Genomic DNA, 17,296 nt, shown 5'->3' with positions numbered 1-17,296 from the left:
ACTAAGTATGTTCGTTACAATTAGGGGGAGCAAGTATGAAATCAGATAAAATTTCAGAGGCTGTCGTACGGAGGTTACCCGTATATTTACGTTATCTGAATGCACTTCACAAACGGGAGGTGGCTACGGTCTCTTCTCAAGAGTTGGGACAGAGGCTAGATTTGAACCCGGCCCAAATCCGTAAAGATCTCGCCTATTTTGGAGATTTTGGTCGGAAGGGTATCGGTTATGATGTTTCTTATCTAATCGAGAAAATACGCCATATCCTGAAAATCGACCAGCAAATTAATGTCGTATTGGTCGGTGCGGGTAATCTGGGGCAAGCCCTTTCGAATTATAACGCTTATTTAAAAGACAATATGAAGATTGTAGCAGTATTTGATGCGTTTCCGGATAAGGTAGGGACCAAGATCAATACATTGGTCGTTCAACCGATGGATGAACTGGAAGCGACTGTGAAAGAAAAAAACATTCGAATCGGGATTATTACTGTACCTGATTTTGAAGCACAGCACGTGGCTGACAGGCTTATTGAGAGCGGAATTGGAGCGATCCTGAACTTTGCACCGACTACTCTCAAGGCACCGGCCAACATTCGGATTCATGCCACAGACTTTACAACTGATTTGCTTAGCCTCGCTTATTATTTGGAGGACGGAAAGGAAGAAACACAATATGACAGTGAATAAATGGATGATTAAAAACGGCTCTTTTGCCGTAAATGGATCAGAAGCTGGGGTAGTCCATGGTTTTATGATTGTGGAGGATAGCCGTATTACTTATATTGGCGAAACTTTGCCTGCGGGTGAGGAAGAGACGGAAGCGATCGATGGTAAGGGGCTATTGTTTTTACCTGGTCTGATTAATACTCATGGTCATGCGGCGATGTCTCTGCTGCGTGGGCATGGAGATGACTTGGCACTTCAAGTATGGCTTCAGGAGAAAATGTGGCCTATGGAAGCCAAGTTTACATCTACGGACGTATACTGGGGTACGTCCTTGTCTGTGCTGGAAATGCTGAAAGGTGGAACAACGACCTTCCTGGATATGTACGATCATATGGATCAGGTGGCTCGTGTAGCTGAAGAGTCAGGTATTCGTGCAAGTCTGATGCGTGGAGCAATTGGACTATGCTCGGAAGAAGAACAGCGAATCAAGCTGGCTGAGGCCGTGACTTTTGCGCGTAACTGGCATGGTAAAGCAGACGGGCGTATTACAACGATGATGTCTCCGCACGCGCCATACACATGTCCACCTGCGTTTATTGAAAAATTCGTACAAGCTGCGCATGATCTGGACTTGCCACTGCATACGCACATGTCTGAGACGATCGCCGAAGTGGAGCAAAACGTACGCGACTACGGTTTGCGTCCAGTTGCACACTTGGATAAGCTTGGCTTTTTCTCCCGTCCTTCGCTTGTTGCCCATGGCGTTCATTTGAACGACGAAGAAATAGCTTTACTGGCTGAACGTGGTGTAGCGGTTTCGCATAATCCTGGTAGCAACTTGAAGCTGGCAAGTGGTGTGGCCAGAGTGCCTGAATTGCTGCGTGCAGGGGTTACTGTTTCTCTCGGAACGGATGGTCCTGCCAGCAATAATAACCTGGATATGTTCGAGGAAATGCGTCTGGCGGCACTTATTCACAAGGGTGTATCCGGTGACCCTACGGCAGTTCCTGCAAGTGAAGCGCTGCGTCTGGCAACAGAATATGGTGCAAAGTCGATTGGTTTAAAAGAAGTAGGAGCGTTGGCAGCGGGCAACAAGGCTGACTTTATCGCGTTGGATCTGAATCAGGCACATTTCTTGCCGCGTACAGATCTTATTTCCCATGCGGTATACTCTGCAAGCGCCAAAGACGTGGCTCACGTATGGGTAGACGGTCGTCAGGTTGTGAAAAACGGCGAATGCCTGACTATGGACGAGGAACGTATCAAACATGAGGCACAAGCCGCCTTTGAAGGGCTGCTGTCGCGCTAATTCAGGTGTCACATCCCCTTAGAGAGGAAGCACGGGTTTGAAAAATAAGAAAAAGTGGATAGCGGTCGCCATTTTGGCCGTGATACTGATCCTGATCAGCATTTTCTGGTATTATTCCTATGTTACTCAAGACCAGGTGGCTGAGGAAAATGCCGCTATCATTAAGGCCAAGCAATCAGGTGGTCTGGTTAGCACGACTCAAACATGGAAGTCTGTGTGGGATCAGGTATATTGGGTGGTTCAAGGGAAAAATGCACAGAATGAAAATATAATGGTGTGGGTTCCTTTTCAAAAAGTGGAGGGACAACCTAACGTACCTGCGGCAGATAATAGCGGTGTTCATACCGAGTTGCTGAAGAACGGAGTCGATGAGCAAAAAATGACGGCAATAATTCAGCAGCAGCTTCCAGGTGCAAAAATTGTAAGGCTTCAGCCGAGTGTGTTCAATGGCGAATATGTGTGGCAGTTGTTTTACGATGATGGAAGTCATCATTACTACACCTTTTATCGTTTCTCAGATGGGGTAGCGACGGGTGTGAAATATACTTTGCCCAATAACTGAGCCTGGTGTGAGGATTGGCAAATGTGGAATGAATGACTAGTAAATGATTAAAAGCTCAAGAAAAAGACGTAAATACGACAAAATTCGTATTTACGTCTTTTAGTCTTGCTATGCCGTAAAGCTGGGCTGAAAGCCAGTGAAGCATCTTTACCTATCCATCTTCTCTCCTAGGTCAAATTCATCTTTATGGCGGGCAATAGCGAGTGGAGGATTTGAATCTGGAGAAGCGGAGCGTTCGCCTTTGCCGCCGGATTTTCCCCATAAGAATCTAATCGAAAAAATCCGGTGGCAACAGCGATCGTAAGATCAAATCCTACACGCAGCGTCTCGCCTCCACCATAACCAAAGATTTTGCCTCATCACAACTCCTCCACACATTGCCTTCGATATTAGATATACGTTATGATATACTATATTTTATAAGTGATAGACAAAAATGATAGAAAAAAGAATTGCTGATCACTATAAGATCATGCAATTTGGTTGTTTGTTGACATTCGTCCCGTTTCTTCTGGGTTTTACATTTTGAGAGGAGGATGTTGTTTGAAATTGCGTGCAGTTCCTATCGTTGTGGCGGCAGTTTTGGCAGCTTTGCTGCTATTTGGGGGATGGTTCATTTACCGTCAGGTTACAATGCAAAGTCCTCTGGAAAAACTGGTATCTCAATATCCAGGCGTGACAAGCGCTCAAATAGATATTAAACAGGATCAGGTTGTATTGAAACTAGATCTCAAACCGCAGGCGGATGTGGCCAAATTGGTTGATGTGGTTAAGCAAAAAGGACAATCCATCATTGGCAGCCGCACCATTAAGTTGGATATCGCAGATCGTTCCAATTCAGCACTGAATCAATGGTGGTCTGAGGCTATGTTTCCTGTGGCCGAAGCGATGGAAAATAAAAAGTATACTCAAATTTCATCTACAGTTGAGCAGATGAAAAAGAAAAAGACGGGTATCAAAGCTGATACCGACATGGATTCGAACAATGTCTATATCCGACTCAGCGAAGGTAAAGCGACCAAGTTTATCGTTTTGCCACGTCAATCTCAGCAAATGGGGGTATGGCCTAATGCCTAGATGGATCAAGGAAATATTAATCGGCATTGTGCCGGTAACCATTATATTTCTCGTTTTTATTGGGGTAAATATTATCCCTCTTCTGGTTGCTGGCGTGATGCTCAGCGGCTTGTTAATGCTTATGCATGCGCGTGGCGGTTTGGCCGTAGGTGCTGGGCAAGAGCGTAAACGTAAAAAAAATGGTCCGGACAAGCTGACTTTTGAGGAAATCGGTGGGCAAGAAAGCGCCAAGCAGGAACTGCGCGAGGCCCTGGATTTTTTGAATCGACATGATGAAATTTCCAAGTTTGGTATCCGTCCATTAAAAGGCGTTTTGCTCACAGGTCCTCCGGGAACAGGGAAAACGCTGATGGCGAAGGCAGCGGCACACTACACTAATTCTGTATTTGTTGCAGCCTCAGGTAGTGAATTTGTTGAAATGTACGTTGGTGTTGGAGCAGGTCGTGTCCGTGAGTTGTTTCGGGAGGCGCGTACTCGTGCAGCCAAGGAAAAGAAGGAAAATGCAATTATTTTTATTGACGAAATCGATGTAATTGGTGGTAAACGTGAGGGTGGACAGCAACGAGAATATGATCAGACTTTGAATCAGTTACTGACAGAAATGGATGGTATTTATTCGGCAGATACACCGCGGATTTTGATCATTGCGGCAACAAACCGTAAAGAAATGCTGGACAGCGCCTTAACGCGTCCAGGGCGTTTTGACCGTCATATTCAAGTGGATCTGCCTGACAAGAAGGGCCGTCTTCATATTCTAAAAATTCATGCCAAAAACAAACCGATTCAGGAAGATGCGAATCTGGACAAAATTGCTGAGGAATCTTACGGGTTTTCCGGCGCACAGCTGGAGAGCGTGATGAATGAAGCGGCAATCTATGCGATGAGACAGGATCAGAAAATGATTGCGCAGAAGCATCTGTCGATGGCAATTGACAAAGTGATGATGGGTGAAAAGACAGACCGAGAATCGACCTTGGAAGAGAAAAAACGTGTAGCGATTCATGAACTAGGACATGCTATTATGGCCGAAATTGTTCGTCCCGGTAGCGTAAGCCAGGTAGCACTTAGCCCACGTGGGAAAGCGCTTGGCTATGTGCGCCACAATCCACAGCAAGAGCATTATTTATACACCAAGCAGTTCCTGGAGGAGCAAATTATGATCTCGCTCGCAGGGGCTACGGCGGAAGAAATGTACTATGGCGGTCGCAGTACCGGCTCAAGTAATGATTTTGAGCAGGCGCTGAACATCGTTCATACGATGATGACTTCCGGTTTGACTTCACTTGGCATTATTAACATGGAAATGGTAACCAAAGAAGAACTCATGCGGGAAAATGGCGAGATTATGGCTGACCTGCATACCCGAACTTTGGAGCTGCTGGAAAAGCATCGTCCTGTGTTCGACAACTCACTTGACATCCTGATGAAGGAAGAAACTCTGTCTGGAGACCAATTTAGATGTCAATTTAGTGAAAATGCTTTATTACCAGCATAATTTTTTATGCTGGTTATTTTTTTTTACTTTTAGTCCGTGCTAAGATATTATTATCTATTGGGACATAAACATGTATTTTTCGACAAAGAAGGATACAATATATGAGAGTGACCAGGAAAGGGTGGAGTAAAGAATCATGCAATTTAAAAAAATCGGCGTCATCGGCGGCGGCACCATGGGACAGGGGATTTCTGAAATGCTCGCGTCCAAAGGAATCGATGTGCTGTTGGTAGAGCAGACACCAGAGAAACTAGACTACGCCTACAATATGATTGAAACGAGTCTGGACAAACAACTGGAAAAGTGGGCAATTACTCAAGCTGAGAAAAAATTGATCTTATCCCGTATTCAAAAAGTAATCCATTTGGCGGAGCTCGGCAGCTGTGATATGGTCATTGAGACTATTACAGAGAATCTGGACGAGAAGAAAGCAGTGTTCCAAGAGCTAGACCATGTGTGTCCAAGCAATATTATTCTTGCAAGTAATACATCCACGCTGAGCCTGACCGAGCTTGCTAGCTCGACCAAGTATCCTGAGCGTGTTATTGGTATGCACTTTATTTATCCAGTATCCCGTATTGATCTCGTAGAAATTATTCGTGGTTTGAAAACTTCGGACGATACATTTGAACACACTAAAATGTTCGTGGAAGAAATAGTGGAGAAAAAAGGAGTCATGATTTATGAATCTCCTGGATTCGTAACAAGCCGGATTATCTGTCTGCTGATTAACGAAGCGGCCCATGTACTTCAAGAAGGCGTGGCTTCCGCAGAAGATATCGATGACGCTATGCGAATCGGCTATAGCTTCCAAAGCGGTCCTTTGGAAATGGCTGACCGCTTTGGTCTGGATTCCGTTTTGGCTGCTCTGGAGCGTATGTTCCGTGAATTCGGCGAATTGAAATATCGTCCGTCCATCGTACTGAAGAAAATGGTGCGTGCAGGTAATCTGGGCGTGAAATCGGGCGAAGGCTTCTTTAAGTACGACAAGGATGGTGACCGGATATGAAAATTCTCGTAATCAATGCAGGGAGTTCTTCCCTGAAGTACCAATTGTATGATATGACGGATGAGTCCGTTCTGGCAAAAGGATTGGTAGAGCGCATCGGTATGGATTCCTCCATTCTGACGCATAAGCCAACCAATAAAGAAGAATACACTGAAGTTAGCGAGATTTTGGAACATACTACAGCCATCCGTAAAGTGCTGAACGTACTCACAGATGCTGAACATGGTGTAATCTCCAGTACTAGTGAAATTCAGGCTGTGGGCCACCGTGTGGTTCATGGAGGTGAAATCTTCAAACAGTCAGCAGTTGTAACGCCTGAAGCGAAGAGTGAAATCCGTCGCTTGTTTGACCTGGCGCCACTGCATAACCCTGCTTCCATGATGGGGATTAAAGCGGCTGAATTGAATATGCCAGATGTACCGCAGGTTGTGGTATTTGATACTTCGTTCCATCAAACTATGCCTGAAAAAGCTTATATGTACGCCATTCCAAGAGTGTTGTACAATAAGTACAAGGTTCGTCGTTACGGTGCTCACGGCACTTCCCATGATTTTGTAAGTAAGGAAGCCGCCAAATTCCTTGGTCGTCCTTTGGAAGACCTGAAGATTATCACTTGTCATATCGGTAATGGTGGTAGTGTAACAGCAGTTCAAGGCGGTTTGTCTGTTGATACTTCCATGGGTATGACTCCACTGGAAGGTCTTATGATGGGTACTCGTAGTGGTGATTTGGACCCAGCAATCGTACCTTATGTCATGAACAAAGAAGAATTGACTGTCAATGAAGTCAATTCCATGTTGAACAAGCATAGTGGACTTTTGGCTATCTCCGGTATCAGCAGTGACATGCGTGAAATCACAGAAGGTATGGAGAAAGGCGAAGCTAATTCTACATTGGCATTCGAAATGTATGAATACCGTCTGCGCAAATACATTGGATCGTATGCTGCCGCAATGAACGGGGTAGACGTAATTGCATTTACAGCAGGTGTAGGTGAGAACTCCATCGTTCTGCGTAAGAGAGTGTTGGAGCAATTGACATTCCTCGGTATCGAGCTGGATGAATCGTTGAATGCTATTCGTTCTGGCGAGCCTCGCCGGATTACAACTGCAAATTCAAAGGTAGAAGTACTGATCATTCCAACGAACGAAGAACTGGTTATTGCCCGCGACACGTTCCGTCTGGTTCAGTAGTTCAGTTCGAAAGTGTAAACTTTATGCATGCGGACTATTGTTTGAGTTCCGCATGCACCAAACAGCGAGAGCAAACAGCCTGACCCAGGGGGAAGGGCTGTTTGATTTTCGGTTAAGAGGAGAGAGACGGTCATGACGAATAAAAGTACGATTGCCCAAGTGGGCCGCCATGTAGGGGAAACGGTTACAATCGGCGCTTGGGTAAACAATAAACGATCTAGTGGTAAAATTCAGTTCCTGCAACTGCGCGATGGTAGCGGGTATATTCAAGGGGTTATCGTGAAAAGTGAAGTGTCCGAGGATATTTGGAATGACGCCAAATCCTTGACTCAAGAGAGCTCCCTTTACGTTACTGGAGTGGTGCGTGAAGAACCGCGTAGCCAATCGGGCTTTGAATTAACGGTTACAGGCATTGAAATTATTCATTTAACCGAAAACTACCCGATTACACCCAAAGAGCATGGTGTAGATTTCCTGATGGATCATCGTCACTTGTGGCTGCGTTCCGCCAAGCAACGTGCTGTTCTGATCGTACGGGCGGAAATTATCCGTGCTGTACAGGAATTCTTTAACGGCAACGGCTTTACGAAGGTGGACCCACCTATTTTGACTCCTTCCTCTGCAGAAGGTACAACAGAATTGTTTCACATTAAATATTTTGATGAAGATGCGTATTTGACACAAAGCGGACAGTTGTATATGGAAGCCGCGGCAATGGCGCTGGGCAAAGTGTATTCCTTTGGTCCAACTTTCCGTGCGGAAAAGTCCAAAACACGTCGTCACCTGATTGAGTTCTGGATGATCGAGCCTGAGATGGCTTTTGTGGATCATGAAGAATCCTTGCGCGTTCAGGAGCAGTTTGTAAGCCATATCGTGCAATCTGTTCTGAAAAACTGTGCGAAGGAGCTTGAAACAATCGGACGCGATGTTTCGAAGCTGGAGCAAATTCAAGGCGAATTCCCACGTATTACGTATGATGAGGCGATTGCCTTCCTTCAAGGTGAAGGTTTCGATATCCCATGGGGCGAAGACTTTGGTGCTCCTCATGAAACGGCTATTGCCGAAAGGTATAACAAGCCTGTGTTCATTACACATTGGCCAACACACATTAAGGCATTCTATATGAAACCAGACCCAACCCGTCCAGAGGTTGTTCTGTGTGCCGATATGATCGCTCCTGAAGGCTATGGCGAAATTATCGGGGGTTCCCAACGGATTGATGATCCAGCATTGATGGAAGAACGTTTTAACGAGCATAACTTGGCTCGTGAAGCCTACCAATGGTATATGGATCTACGCACCTACGGTACCGTTCCGCATTCCGGATTTGGACTGGGCCTGGAGCGTACAGTAGCATGGATTTGTGGACTCGATCATGTACGTGAAACAATTCCGTTCCCACGTATGCTGTATCGTTTGTATCCGTAACCGATGACCGGATCATTCGACAAGACATCAGCGGCAGAATGGGCGGAGGGAGTAGCCTTTGCTATGGAAGCCGGAATGGTCCAGATTCCCTATGCCCTGCTCAAGCATTATCGGACACTTCGGCTGACAGATGGTGAAATGCTGCTACTGATGCAGTTGCTTGCCTTTAAACAAGCGGAACGTAATGAATTTCCGACATGGGAACAATTGCAGACCCGTATCGGATGTACTGCGAACGAAATCGCACTCTATTTCAGTAAGCTCATGAAAGAAGGATTTTTGAGAATCGATTCCGTAGAAGACCGCAGTTCATCCGTACAATTCGAACGCTACAATTTGACGGGGCTGTATCGTAAGTTGGCAGAATGTATGATCGCCGAGCGTAACGAGCAGCACGATGAAGATGACATTTTGTTTGCCGGAAAGCCGGATTTACTGAATGGAATATCAGAATCCCCGCTTACAGAAGAACGGAATTTGTTTACGATTTTTGAGAAAGAATTCGGGCGACCATTATCACCGATGGAATACGAGACGATCACCAGCTGGGTGGATCAGGATCGGTATCCCGAGGAGCTGATTTTGCTGGCTTTGAAGGAAGCGGTATTTGCAGGGAAGGTACATTTCCGGTATATAGACCGCATTTTGCTGGAGTGGAGCCGAAACCGTGTTCGTAATGCACAGGATGCCAAAGAATACGCCCAGCGATTCCGTGGTGGCGGACGCAATTGATATATCGGTCTAAGCCTTTTAGGCTAGGCAGTAGACTTATGTATCGAGGCTGTCACTGCAAATTGGCTAATGTGCAATGAGGACAATCTGGAATATCGCCTGTGCGCGTGAACTAAGCCGAAATGAAAGCAAGTAAATAGGCTTTAATGATAGAGGACACACCATTCCGTCAGGAGGGTGTGTCCTTTTTAAATATTTTTTTGAAATATGCAGGGGAAGGAAATTTCCTGGCGTCTATAGTATTGGGAAGGGGGAGAGCGTCATTGATATAGAGAGAATCATTGAACGAATACGGTCCGGTGACCGGCAGGCGTTCCGTGAGATCGTAGAGCTGTACAGCAAGCATGTATTTCATGTCGCCTATTCGGTACTGCATGACAGCAAGGAAGCAGAAGATGCCGCGCAGGAGGCATTCGTTCAGGTGTACAAGTCTCTCCCCCAGTACCGGAACGAAGGATTTAAAACGTGGCTGAGCCGAATTGCGCTCCACAAAGCGCTGGATATTAAGCGCAAACAGGACAGACGACCCGCAGAGCTTATAGACGTCGCACAATCCCTTGTACAGCTCCCTTCCCGGGATGAGGATGTGCTGGCTCGTCTCATTCGCGAGGAGCAAATTGAAGAACTATCGCAAAAAATCGCCCAGTTGCCCCAGCAACATCGGGATATTATTCAAGCCTATTATATGCAGGGCAAAACCTACGACCAAATTGCAGAAGAGACGCAGGTAGCTTTAAAAACAGTAGAGTCGAGGCTCTATCGGGCGCGGCTATGGATTCGAAACCACTGGAAGGAGGAGGAATGGCAATGACTGACCAACAGGATAAACCGTGGATTGAAGGGAAATCGAATGACTGGCATGCTTACATTGCAGGAACTTGCACGATAGAGGAGTCTGCCCGGCTGGAAAAGCTCCTGCTGGAAGACGAACAGGCGCTGATGCTATATCTTGTCGCACTGGAGCAACTGGAGTCAACTATGAAAGATTATTCTGCCTGGATGGATACGGAGCGCTTCACAGATCAGGTAATGGCCGTTCTTCCCGAGATAGAAGCTGAACCGAATCAAGTTCTGTTTAAAAAACGCCGCTGGTTTGAAAAACCTGTGTTTCACTACGTTGTCGCCGCAAGCCTAACGTTGATCTTGTTGTCCAGTGGAGCCTTTGACAAAATGATGCCGCAAACAGATGGAAAGCCGATTCCTCCAAAAGAACGCGTTTCTTACAGTGAAGAGGTCATGCGAGCTACAACAACTTGGCTCGATAAATTAAAGCCCTAAATCATCGGATAAAGGGTGAGACGAAAAAACTCAAAACAACAACCTTCAAATGGGGACTTTATCAAAATCCCATAAATAGAAAGGAAGTGTAGCGATGCCTTATGCGGAAAGAAGCAAGCTCTTGGCATTTCTATTGAACATCATTCCCGGTGTGGGACACTACTACTGGACCAGAAAAGCCAATGCGTTTGTATACACCATTTTGTTTTTCGGATGTCTGGCGGGAGGATTGTTTTTTTCAGTGGTATCAAGAGACGAATTACCTTTATTGGCCAGTATGTTTGTTGCTGCTCTTTTTTGGGGGCTGAGTATGCTGCATATCATTATTAGCTTGTTGCGTTATGATCCTCGTGCAGCTGCTGTTCCATATCCCCCACATGCAGGACCCAATCCATATGGTTATTACTCGCAAAGTGGGCCTTATGGACATGCAGGTTCAACGGGAGAGGTACCGGAGGGGGCAACAGACGCGGATACGGATGCACCGGGAGCAGGAATGGGATATGGCCCGGGCTATAACCATTATCAACAAGGACACTATGGTATGGCAGGATCACCTGCTTTTCAAAAAGGATCGGAGAATGAACGCTTTTTTACGATTTTGCTGTCGTTCATTCCTGGATTGGGACACCTTCATTTGGGGCTGATGCAGCGTGGTTTGTCTTTTCTGCTATCTTTCTTTGGCTTTGGAGCGATCCTCGTTTTTATTACCAGCATTACAAACGAATCCGGATTTTTGGCGTTTGCGGGCGTGCTGCCGATCATTTGGCTGTATTGCATGTTTGATGCGGTGCAGCATGTACATCGCAAACAAGCGGGAGAAATGCTTCAGGACCGGACTTTGTTTGAGGAACTGGAGCATGGAAGAGTCGAGGGACGGCGGAGTAAAATGCTGGCTACCATTTTATCGGTATTTCCCGGTGCTGGACATATGTATATCGGTTTGCAAAAGCGTGGACTCCAGCTTATGCTTCTGTTTTTAGGAGGCATCTATGTACTGGACGTGCTGCATCTTTCACTCTTTTTGTTCCTGATTCCGGTGGTTTGGTTTTACAGCTTTTTTGATGCGTTGCAGCAAGTAAGCCGTTATGGACGGGAGCCGCTAATCGACAAGCCTGTGATCGGTATGTTTGCACAATATCACCGCTGGGTAGGCTTAGGGTTGCTATTGCTGGGCGCCTATTACATCTTAATCAACGTACTAGTTCCTACTCTGGATCGTCTGTTTCCGAATGGAGAGATTTATAATTTGGTTGACATGTATCTACGGACGATTATCGTATCCTTATTGTTGATTGGCGGTGGTATTTGGATGATGATCGGGAATTCCAAATCTAAACGAGTAAAGGAGAAGCAATAGAATGGATACTGAGTTTTCAAAGAGTGAGGCTCCCTTTAAGGGAGCCCATCATCCTCATAGTGATGGAGGAGGCTCCACAGGTATATTTGGTACATCGTCTAACAAAAATAGTTCCTCTAAAGCGTCAAACGCTCCGGCAGGGGTGTGGAAAGTCGGAAGGCTGTCAATGGGACTTTTCCTCGTCCTGCTGGGGGGCATAACGTTTGCCTCCAAGTTTTGGGGAGCGGGCATACTGGACCAGGCTTTGACCTGGTGGCCTATCGTTTTTGTTTTGCTGGGGTTGGAAATTTTAATGTATACTGCTTGGAAAGGGACGCGTGAGCGCATTCGTTATGATTTATTCAGTATGTTTATTACGGCGGTATTGGTTTTTTGCTGTATCGGATTTGCCTTGGTCAGTTCATTGGGGATCACTCCGCAAGTCAGAGAAATAATGAGTTCGGTTCAGGAAACAAGGCTTCTCCCAGACTGGCATGAAAAACTGCCTGCCGGAGTGACCAAGGTGATTGTTCAGGGAGAAGATCCTTATGCGGTCAAAATTGATGCAACCACCTCACCGGAGGTGCATGTGTTCGGGAGTTATGTATACACAGGCAAAGAGGACGAAATAAAGGGGCAAGATTTATATCAGACCAAGCAAATCGGCGATACCTTGTATATATTACTGGGTCAAATTCCGACACGGTTTATGCAGACTCAGCAGCAGCTTGATGTTACGATTGCTGTACCTGAGGGAATTACGGTTACTGTGCGCGATAGCCGAGGAAATATAATTGAAAAATAGGGAGATCTTCCGGCTCCAACTTTACATTTCGTATCATTCACGCGATACTGAAAGGGAAGCCTGAGATGTCATCCATATCGCTAACTAATGGTGCATTTGCTTATCAGGCGAAACTTGATGATGTGCAGTCGAATAGCGATTGTAATCAGAAATGAGGGAGAAAAATGATTTCGTTGAATCCTGACACGCTTACAGGGCGTGAAAATTATAAGCTGTTGACCGGAAGTATCATCCCAAGGCCGGTAGCCTTTGTAACGACTTTGAGCAGCGAAGGGGTGCTGAATGGTGCGCCGTTCAGTTATTTTTCCATCGTATCCTCTGAACCGCCACTGCTGTCTGTATCCGTACAACGTGTTGATGGAGTACCCAAAGATACAGCACGTAATGCGATGGAGCATAAGGCTTTTGTCGTACATATCACAGACGAGGACAATGTGGGAGCGGTGAATGTGACGGCTTCCCGTCTGTTGCCGCAGGAGAGTGAGGTTACACTGGCAGGCCTTACCCCGGTCAAAAGTACAAAAATCGAAGTTCCCGGTGTGACAGAAGCGAAAATACGTATGGAATGTATTCTGGAACAGGTAATACCGTTGGGAGGTCAGGAGGACACACCTGCCTGTGATCTGTTAATCGGACGCGTAGTGCAGTATCATTTGTCCGAGGAAGCGTATCAAAATACGTATGTGATTGCTAAGGAGTTGCGTCCAGTAAGTCGCTTGGCTGGGAACAACTATGCGAAGCTAGGAGAGCAATTCACGCTGGAGCGTCCCCAATAGGGGACGTTTTTTTTTACAGCATATCCAAAATTATATCAGAAGGATTCTTATTCATCATATTTCCTTTTATGTCGCTAGTAGAATAGAAATACCCTTATTATAAAAAAAGAGAACGTTCCTGTGCTATCGCTTAGGCTCCGTTCTCGATATTCAATGACCACTTTTACAAATAAGGATACGCATCTTTGATATTTATAAGTTTATTTACTTCAAAGTTTTCAGCAGCAGGGAGCGATAGGTCGTTTCAAACAAAAATTCAAACGCCTCCAAATGCTTTTTGGCCTCAAATACATCACGGCCCCACGCATAAATGCCGTGGTTACGCAATAAAATTCCAGGCACCTGATCATTCAGCACACCGGGCACCAGCTTAGCAATCGAGGCAATATCTGCGTAATTAGGCAGCACAGGAATATCAATCGCAGCATTTTCTTCCCAAATGTTAAAAGCCTTGATCAGCTCAATACCTTGGATGGGTACAGCGCTTTGCTCACCGTAATATTCGGAAATCAGATTGTTAAACACGGTATGCACATGAAAAACGGCTCCGCAGCCTGTCAGGCGGTAAATTTCGCAATGTATAAGCGTCTCTGCGCTTGGCTTGAGGTTTGTCGCTTCTGCCGCTTTTCCGTACTGGTCTACGAACAGAAAATCTTCCGGAGTACGCTTGGTTTTATCCTTGCCGCTGGCGGTGACTGCAAAATAAAATTGTTCGGGATGAAAGTCACCGATTCGGATCGACAAATTGCCGCTCGTGCCTGGGAACCAGTTGCGAGATGCGAATAGTTCTTTGACATCAGCGAGTTCTTCCAGTGCGCGGCGTTTTTCTTCCAATGAAATGTCTGCCAAGTTAAAACTCATTTACAGCACCCCTTGCTCCTGTTTTTGCTTTAAATCCTCGATAATGTCATCAAATGTTTCAAAGGGTACATGTGGTACGCCAAGCTCTTGACACTTTAAAGTCAGATGCGAACGGGAGTACACAAGATCGGCAATTTTAGCTCCTTCAAAATCGGTCAGGCTGTCGCCGATCAAAATCCGTTCGTATTGTTCGGATGGGTATTGACGAATCACAGTCGTTTTACACATGCCACAATCATTTGTACACGGTTCCTCACATGGATGCGGCCACGTAATCTGGATGCGATCCCCGGAAAAATCCGCTCCGTTGCAATAGACGTGGTCGTGTGGAATATCGAAGGGTTTTAGCAATGGATCAATAAAAAAATCAATGCCGCCACTGGTGACGAAAAATTGAATCTGCTGCTCTCGTACATAGTCCAAAAAGCGTGCAAAGCCCTCGCGTATACCAGCTTGTCCAAGTACATATGAGATAATTTCGTCCTTTTGCTCCGAAGGCATGAGGGCAAACATCGCACCTACGCCTTCACGAATAGATGTATGCCCATTTACGATTTGATACATGATGGGCTCACAGCCTGTAGGCTGAAAATGCTTCATAATGGCGACAATATTGTCGCTGTTCGTAATTGTCCCGTCAAAATCGCAAAAAATAACGGGCTTCTTCGCTGTGCTCATCGTTCACCTCCCCATGTGTCGAGCGCAGATTGCAGCTCGGGGTGAGTACGGGCGTATTCTGCCAGAGGAACATTTTGCTGTACCGCTTCAATCGCCTGCACAAAGGCGCGCCCACCAGCTTCTGTACCCAGCGGATGACCGTGAATACCGCCCCCGGCGTTGACAACAACGTCAGTACCAAAGTCACGTACAATTAACGGCACGAGGCCCGGATGAATCCCTGCGGAAGGGACCGGCATACTGGCCTTCAGCGGTAGATCAGGGGTGATCAGCTCATCGCGGATCGCCATGTTTTCCTCACGCGGCATCGTCACTGAGCCGTAGGGAGAAGGGAAGAGGACGAGGTCAGCGCCAGCCAGCCGCATAAGCTGACCGAGTAGGACGGACGCCGAAATACCATAATGCGGCGATGGATAAGCAGCTCCCGCCAACGAAGGATGGGCTGCAATCGGCACCGAGACGGCAGGATCGCTGCTAAGTTCATGCAGCACGTCGTAACCGTAGGCCAACACGTTAAACAGTAACGCGTTGGCACCCGCATCAATGGCCTTGAGAGCTTGCGCCTTAAGCAGCGAGGTTGGCCCCGTTAAATTAGCGGCATACAGCAGCTTTTTACCGGTTTCACGCTCAGCCGCTTCGGCGGCTTTGATGCAGGCTTCAACACGTTTTTCAATCGGCGTCAGCACATTTTCAAACAAGATCTCGTCGTCCTTGATCAAATCAACGCCACCGAGAGCCTGCCGTGTAAACTGTTCACGAAGTTCGTCCAAATTGAGTCCAATCACGGATTTGAAAATGCTCATGAGCAGAGGGCGATCATACACGCCAAGCTGCTCGCGCAAGCCGCTGATACCGAATTTCGGTCCCGGAAAAGCAGAGCGGAATGCTTCCGAGAAGCCCAGCTTCGTTAGCTTAATTCGGCCGTCCATCGAAATTTTGCCGAAGACTGTGACCAGCAGTGCGGGAATATCCCGGCTGAAGTTGACATCCGGGTAAGCGATGGTCAGGTCGGCGTACCGTTCACCGGGACCTCCATCGTGAATATCCACAGAATGAACCGAGCCAAGATGCTTTTGCATCGCGTCCCGTTTGGCTTGCGGGAGCTCAGTCCAGCTGCCCACCGTCATGCCGATGGCAATAGATTGGGCCTTTTGGTTAAAATCGGCTTTGTCATCGTATACCCGGTAGGTCGCCAAGCAATAGCTCATTCAATTCCCTCCTTGAGTACAGCTCCCATCTCGCGGGATCGTTCAGCGCACCGCTGCACCGCCGCAATCACCGTTTCGTAGAAGTCACCTTTGTCCAGCATTTCCAATGCAGCTACCGTAGAGCCATTAGGAGACATGATTTTGTGGCGAAGGGCAGAAGGCTCCTCTCCGGTTTGCTGCACCATGCGTGCCGCTCCAAGCGCGGTTTGCACCGTTAGTTCGTGCGCTTGCTCAGGGGTCAAGCCACCACGGATTCCCCCGGCAATCATGGCTTCCATCAGGTAGTAGACATAGGCAGGGCCGCTTCCAGATATCCCGGTCAAAACATCCATTTTCTCTTCTTCTATAACCGTTACTGTACCTACAGATTCAAACATCGTAAGCACGTTTTTACGCTGGTTTTCGCTGATTTCCTTGGAAAAGCTAATGCCTGTGGCTCCCAGCCCAATCGAGCTGGATGTATTGGGCATCGTCCGTGCGATCGGCTGCTTGCGGCCAAGCAATGTTTGCATCGTACGAATGGACAATCCGGCGATTACCGAAATGATCAGCTGCTCATCAGACAGAAGTGGGCCGAGCTGTCCAAGTGCTTGTGCAGCATCCTTGGGCTTCATGGCAAGCACAATGACCGGAGAACGACGCAGAAGCTCGGTTTTGGCGGAATCCTCAGTTTGGAACAAGACTCCATATTGCTGTTGAAGTTCTTCAAGACGAGCCTGATTACTGCGGTTGATGACGGTAATACCGCCACGTTTGACGACAGAACGATTCGTCATCCCACGAATAATAGCCTCTGCCATTGACCCTGCTCCGAAAAACGTAATTTGCTCATTAATTAAAACCTTTGTTTGTGATTCACACATAGTTTTATAACCTCC

Annotated in this window: 18 protein-coding genes; 14 read left to right on the top strand and 4 right to left on the bottom strand. The window is 46.8% G+C overall.

Going from position 1 to position 17,296, the window contains the following annotated elements; all coding sequences use genetic code 11:
• Positions 1–35: 35 nt before the first annotated feature.
• The 14 genes from KAI36_RS15220 to KAI36_RS15155 all read left to right on the top strand — a co-directional run bounded on the left by KAI36_RS15220 (position 36) and on the right by KAI36_RS15155 (position 13,671).
• Entirely contained in the window at positions 36–689 is a 654-nt protein-coding gene (locus tag KAI36_RS15220; RefSeq protein WP_013310684.1) for a redox-sensing transcriptional repressor Rex, read from the top strand.
• Positions 676–1,977 (top strand): amidohydrolase, encoded by a 1,302-nt coding sequence (locus KAI36_RS15215; RefSeq protein ID WP_220025324.1) that lies wholly within the window; start codon positions 676–678, stop codon positions 1,975–1,977. The genes KAI36_RS15220 and KAI36_RS15215 overlap by 14 nt, the downstream gene beginning before the upstream one ends.
• Before the next feature lie 37 nt (positions 1,978–2,014).
• Positions 2,015–2,539, top strand: a complete 525-nt coding sequence (locus tag KAI36_RS15210; RefSeq protein ID WP_075154387.1) for a cell wall elongation regulator TseB-like domain-containing protein — start codon at positions 2,015–2,017, stop codon at positions 2,537–2,539.
• Positions 2,540–3,082: 543 nt separating this feature from the next.
• Entirely contained in the window at positions 3,083–3,616 is a 534-nt protein-coding gene (locus KAI36_RS15205) for a hypothetical protein (RefSeq protein ID WP_220025323.1), read from the top strand.
• On the top strand, positions 3,609–5,111 hold the full coding sequence (locus KAI36_RS15200) for an AAA family ATPase (RefSeq protein ID WP_025723104.1): 1,503 nt from the start codon (positions 3,609–3,611) through the stop codon (positions 5,109–5,111). Before KAI36_RS15205 ends, KAI36_RS15200 begins: the two co-directional genes overlap by 8 nt.
• A gap of 136 nt (positions 5,112–5,247) precedes the next feature.
• Positions 5,248–6,120: a 3-hydroxyacyl-CoA dehydrogenase family protein gene (locus KAI36_RS15195; RefSeq protein WP_220025322.1), complete on the top strand. Its 873-nt coding sequence runs from the start codon at positions 5,248–5,250 to the stop codon at positions 6,118–6,120.
• Positions 6,117–7,313, top strand: a complete 1,197-nt coding sequence (locus KAI36_RS15190) for an acetate/propionate family kinase (RefSeq protein ID WP_023989129.1) — start codon at positions 6,117–6,119, stop codon at positions 7,311–7,313. Before KAI36_RS15195 ends, KAI36_RS15190 begins: the two co-directional genes overlap by 4 nt.
• A gap of 132 nt (positions 7,314–7,445) precedes the next feature.
• Positions 7,446–8,741, top strand: coding sequence for an asparagine--tRNA ligase (gene asnS / locus KAI36_RS15185; RefSeq protein ID WP_013310674.1), 1,296 nt, complete (start codon positions 7,446–7,448; stop codon positions 8,739–8,741).
• A 3-nt stretch (positions 8,742–8,744) separates the two neighbouring features.
• Complete coding sequence (locus KAI36_RS15180; RefSeq protein WP_049828339.1) at positions 8,745–9,473, top strand: DnaD domain-containing protein; 729 nt, start codon at positions 8,745–8,747, stop codon at positions 9,471–9,473.
• Between the two features lie 136 nt (positions 9,474–9,609).
• A complete protein-coding gene (locus KAI36_RS15175) occupies positions 9,610–10,284 on the top strand; it encodes an RNA polymerase sigma factor (protein ID WP_305954142.1) in 675 nt (224 codons plus the stop codon).
• A complete protein-coding gene (locus KAI36_RS15170) occupies positions 10,281–10,751 on the top strand; it encodes a hypothetical protein (RefSeq protein ID WP_023989126.1) in 471 nt (156 codons plus the stop codon). Before KAI36_RS15175 ends, KAI36_RS15170 begins: the two co-directional genes overlap by 4 nt.
• A gap of 94 nt (positions 10,752–10,845) precedes the next feature.
• Positions 10,846–12,111 carry a multi-tm2 domain protein gene (locus KAI36_RS15165; protein ID WP_220025321.1) on the top strand — a complete coding sequence of 422 codons (1,266 nt, stop codon included), beginning with the start codon at positions 10,846–10,848 and terminating at the stop codon, positions 12,109–12,111.
• 1 nt (position 12,112) lies between these two features.
• The gene (locus tag KAI36_RS15160) at positions 12,113–12,895 is read left to right on the top strand and encodes a hypothetical protein (RefSeq protein WP_220025320.1); all 783 of its coding nucleotides are present in this window, start codon (positions 12,113–12,115) and stop codon (positions 12,893–12,895) included.
• 164 nt (positions 12,896–13,059) lie between these two features.
• Positions 13,060–13,671 (top strand): flavin reductase family protein, encoded by a 612-nt coding sequence (locus KAI36_RS15155; RefSeq protein ID WP_220025319.1) that lies wholly within the window; start codon positions 13,060–13,062, stop codon positions 13,669–13,671.
• Positions 13,672–13,875: 204 nt separating this feature from the next.
• On the opposite strand, the gene KAI36_RS15150 is transcribed toward KAI36_RS15155, so the two are convergent.
• From KAI36_RS15150 to proC, 4 genes are read right to left on the bottom strand one after another with little or no spacing between them, the layout of a single operon-like run.
• Complete coding sequence (locus KAI36_RS15150; RefSeq protein ID WP_220025318.1) at positions 13,876–14,532, bottom strand: methylthioribulose 1-phosphate dehydratase; 657 nt, start codon at positions 14,530–14,532, stop codon at positions 13,876–13,878.
• Positions 14,533–15,210 (bottom strand): 2-hydroxy-3-keto-5-methylthiopentenyl-1-phosphate phosphatase, encoded by a 678-nt coding sequence (locus KAI36_RS15145; RefSeq protein WP_220025317.1) that lies wholly within the window; start codon positions 15,208–15,210, stop codon positions 14,533–14,535.
• Positions 15,207–16,418, bottom strand: coding sequence for a 2,3-diketo-5-methylthiopentyl-1-phosphate enolase (locus tag KAI36_RS15140; RefSeq protein ID WP_220025316.1), 1,212 nt, complete (start codon positions 16,416–16,418; stop codon positions 15,207–15,209). Before KAI36_RS15140 ends, KAI36_RS15145 begins: the two co-directional genes overlap by 4 nt.
• Positions 16,415–17,281 (bottom strand): pyrroline-5-carboxylate reductase, encoded by an 867-nt coding sequence (proC, locus tag KAI36_RS15135; protein WP_220025315.1) that lies wholly within the window; start codon positions 17,279–17,281, stop codon positions 16,415–16,417. Before proC ends, KAI36_RS15140 begins: the two co-directional genes overlap by 4 nt.
• Between the last annotated feature and the right edge of the window lie 15 nt (positions 17,282–17,296).

Origin of the sequence: Paenibacillus sp. S02, from assembly GCF_019454065.1 — a bacterium.
Taxonomy (GTDB): domain Bacteria; phylum Bacillota; class Bacilli; order Paenibacillales; family Paenibacillaceae; genus Paenibacillus; species Paenibacillus polymyxa_B.
This window is presented reverse-complemented; position numbering and strand designations above follow the sequence as displayed.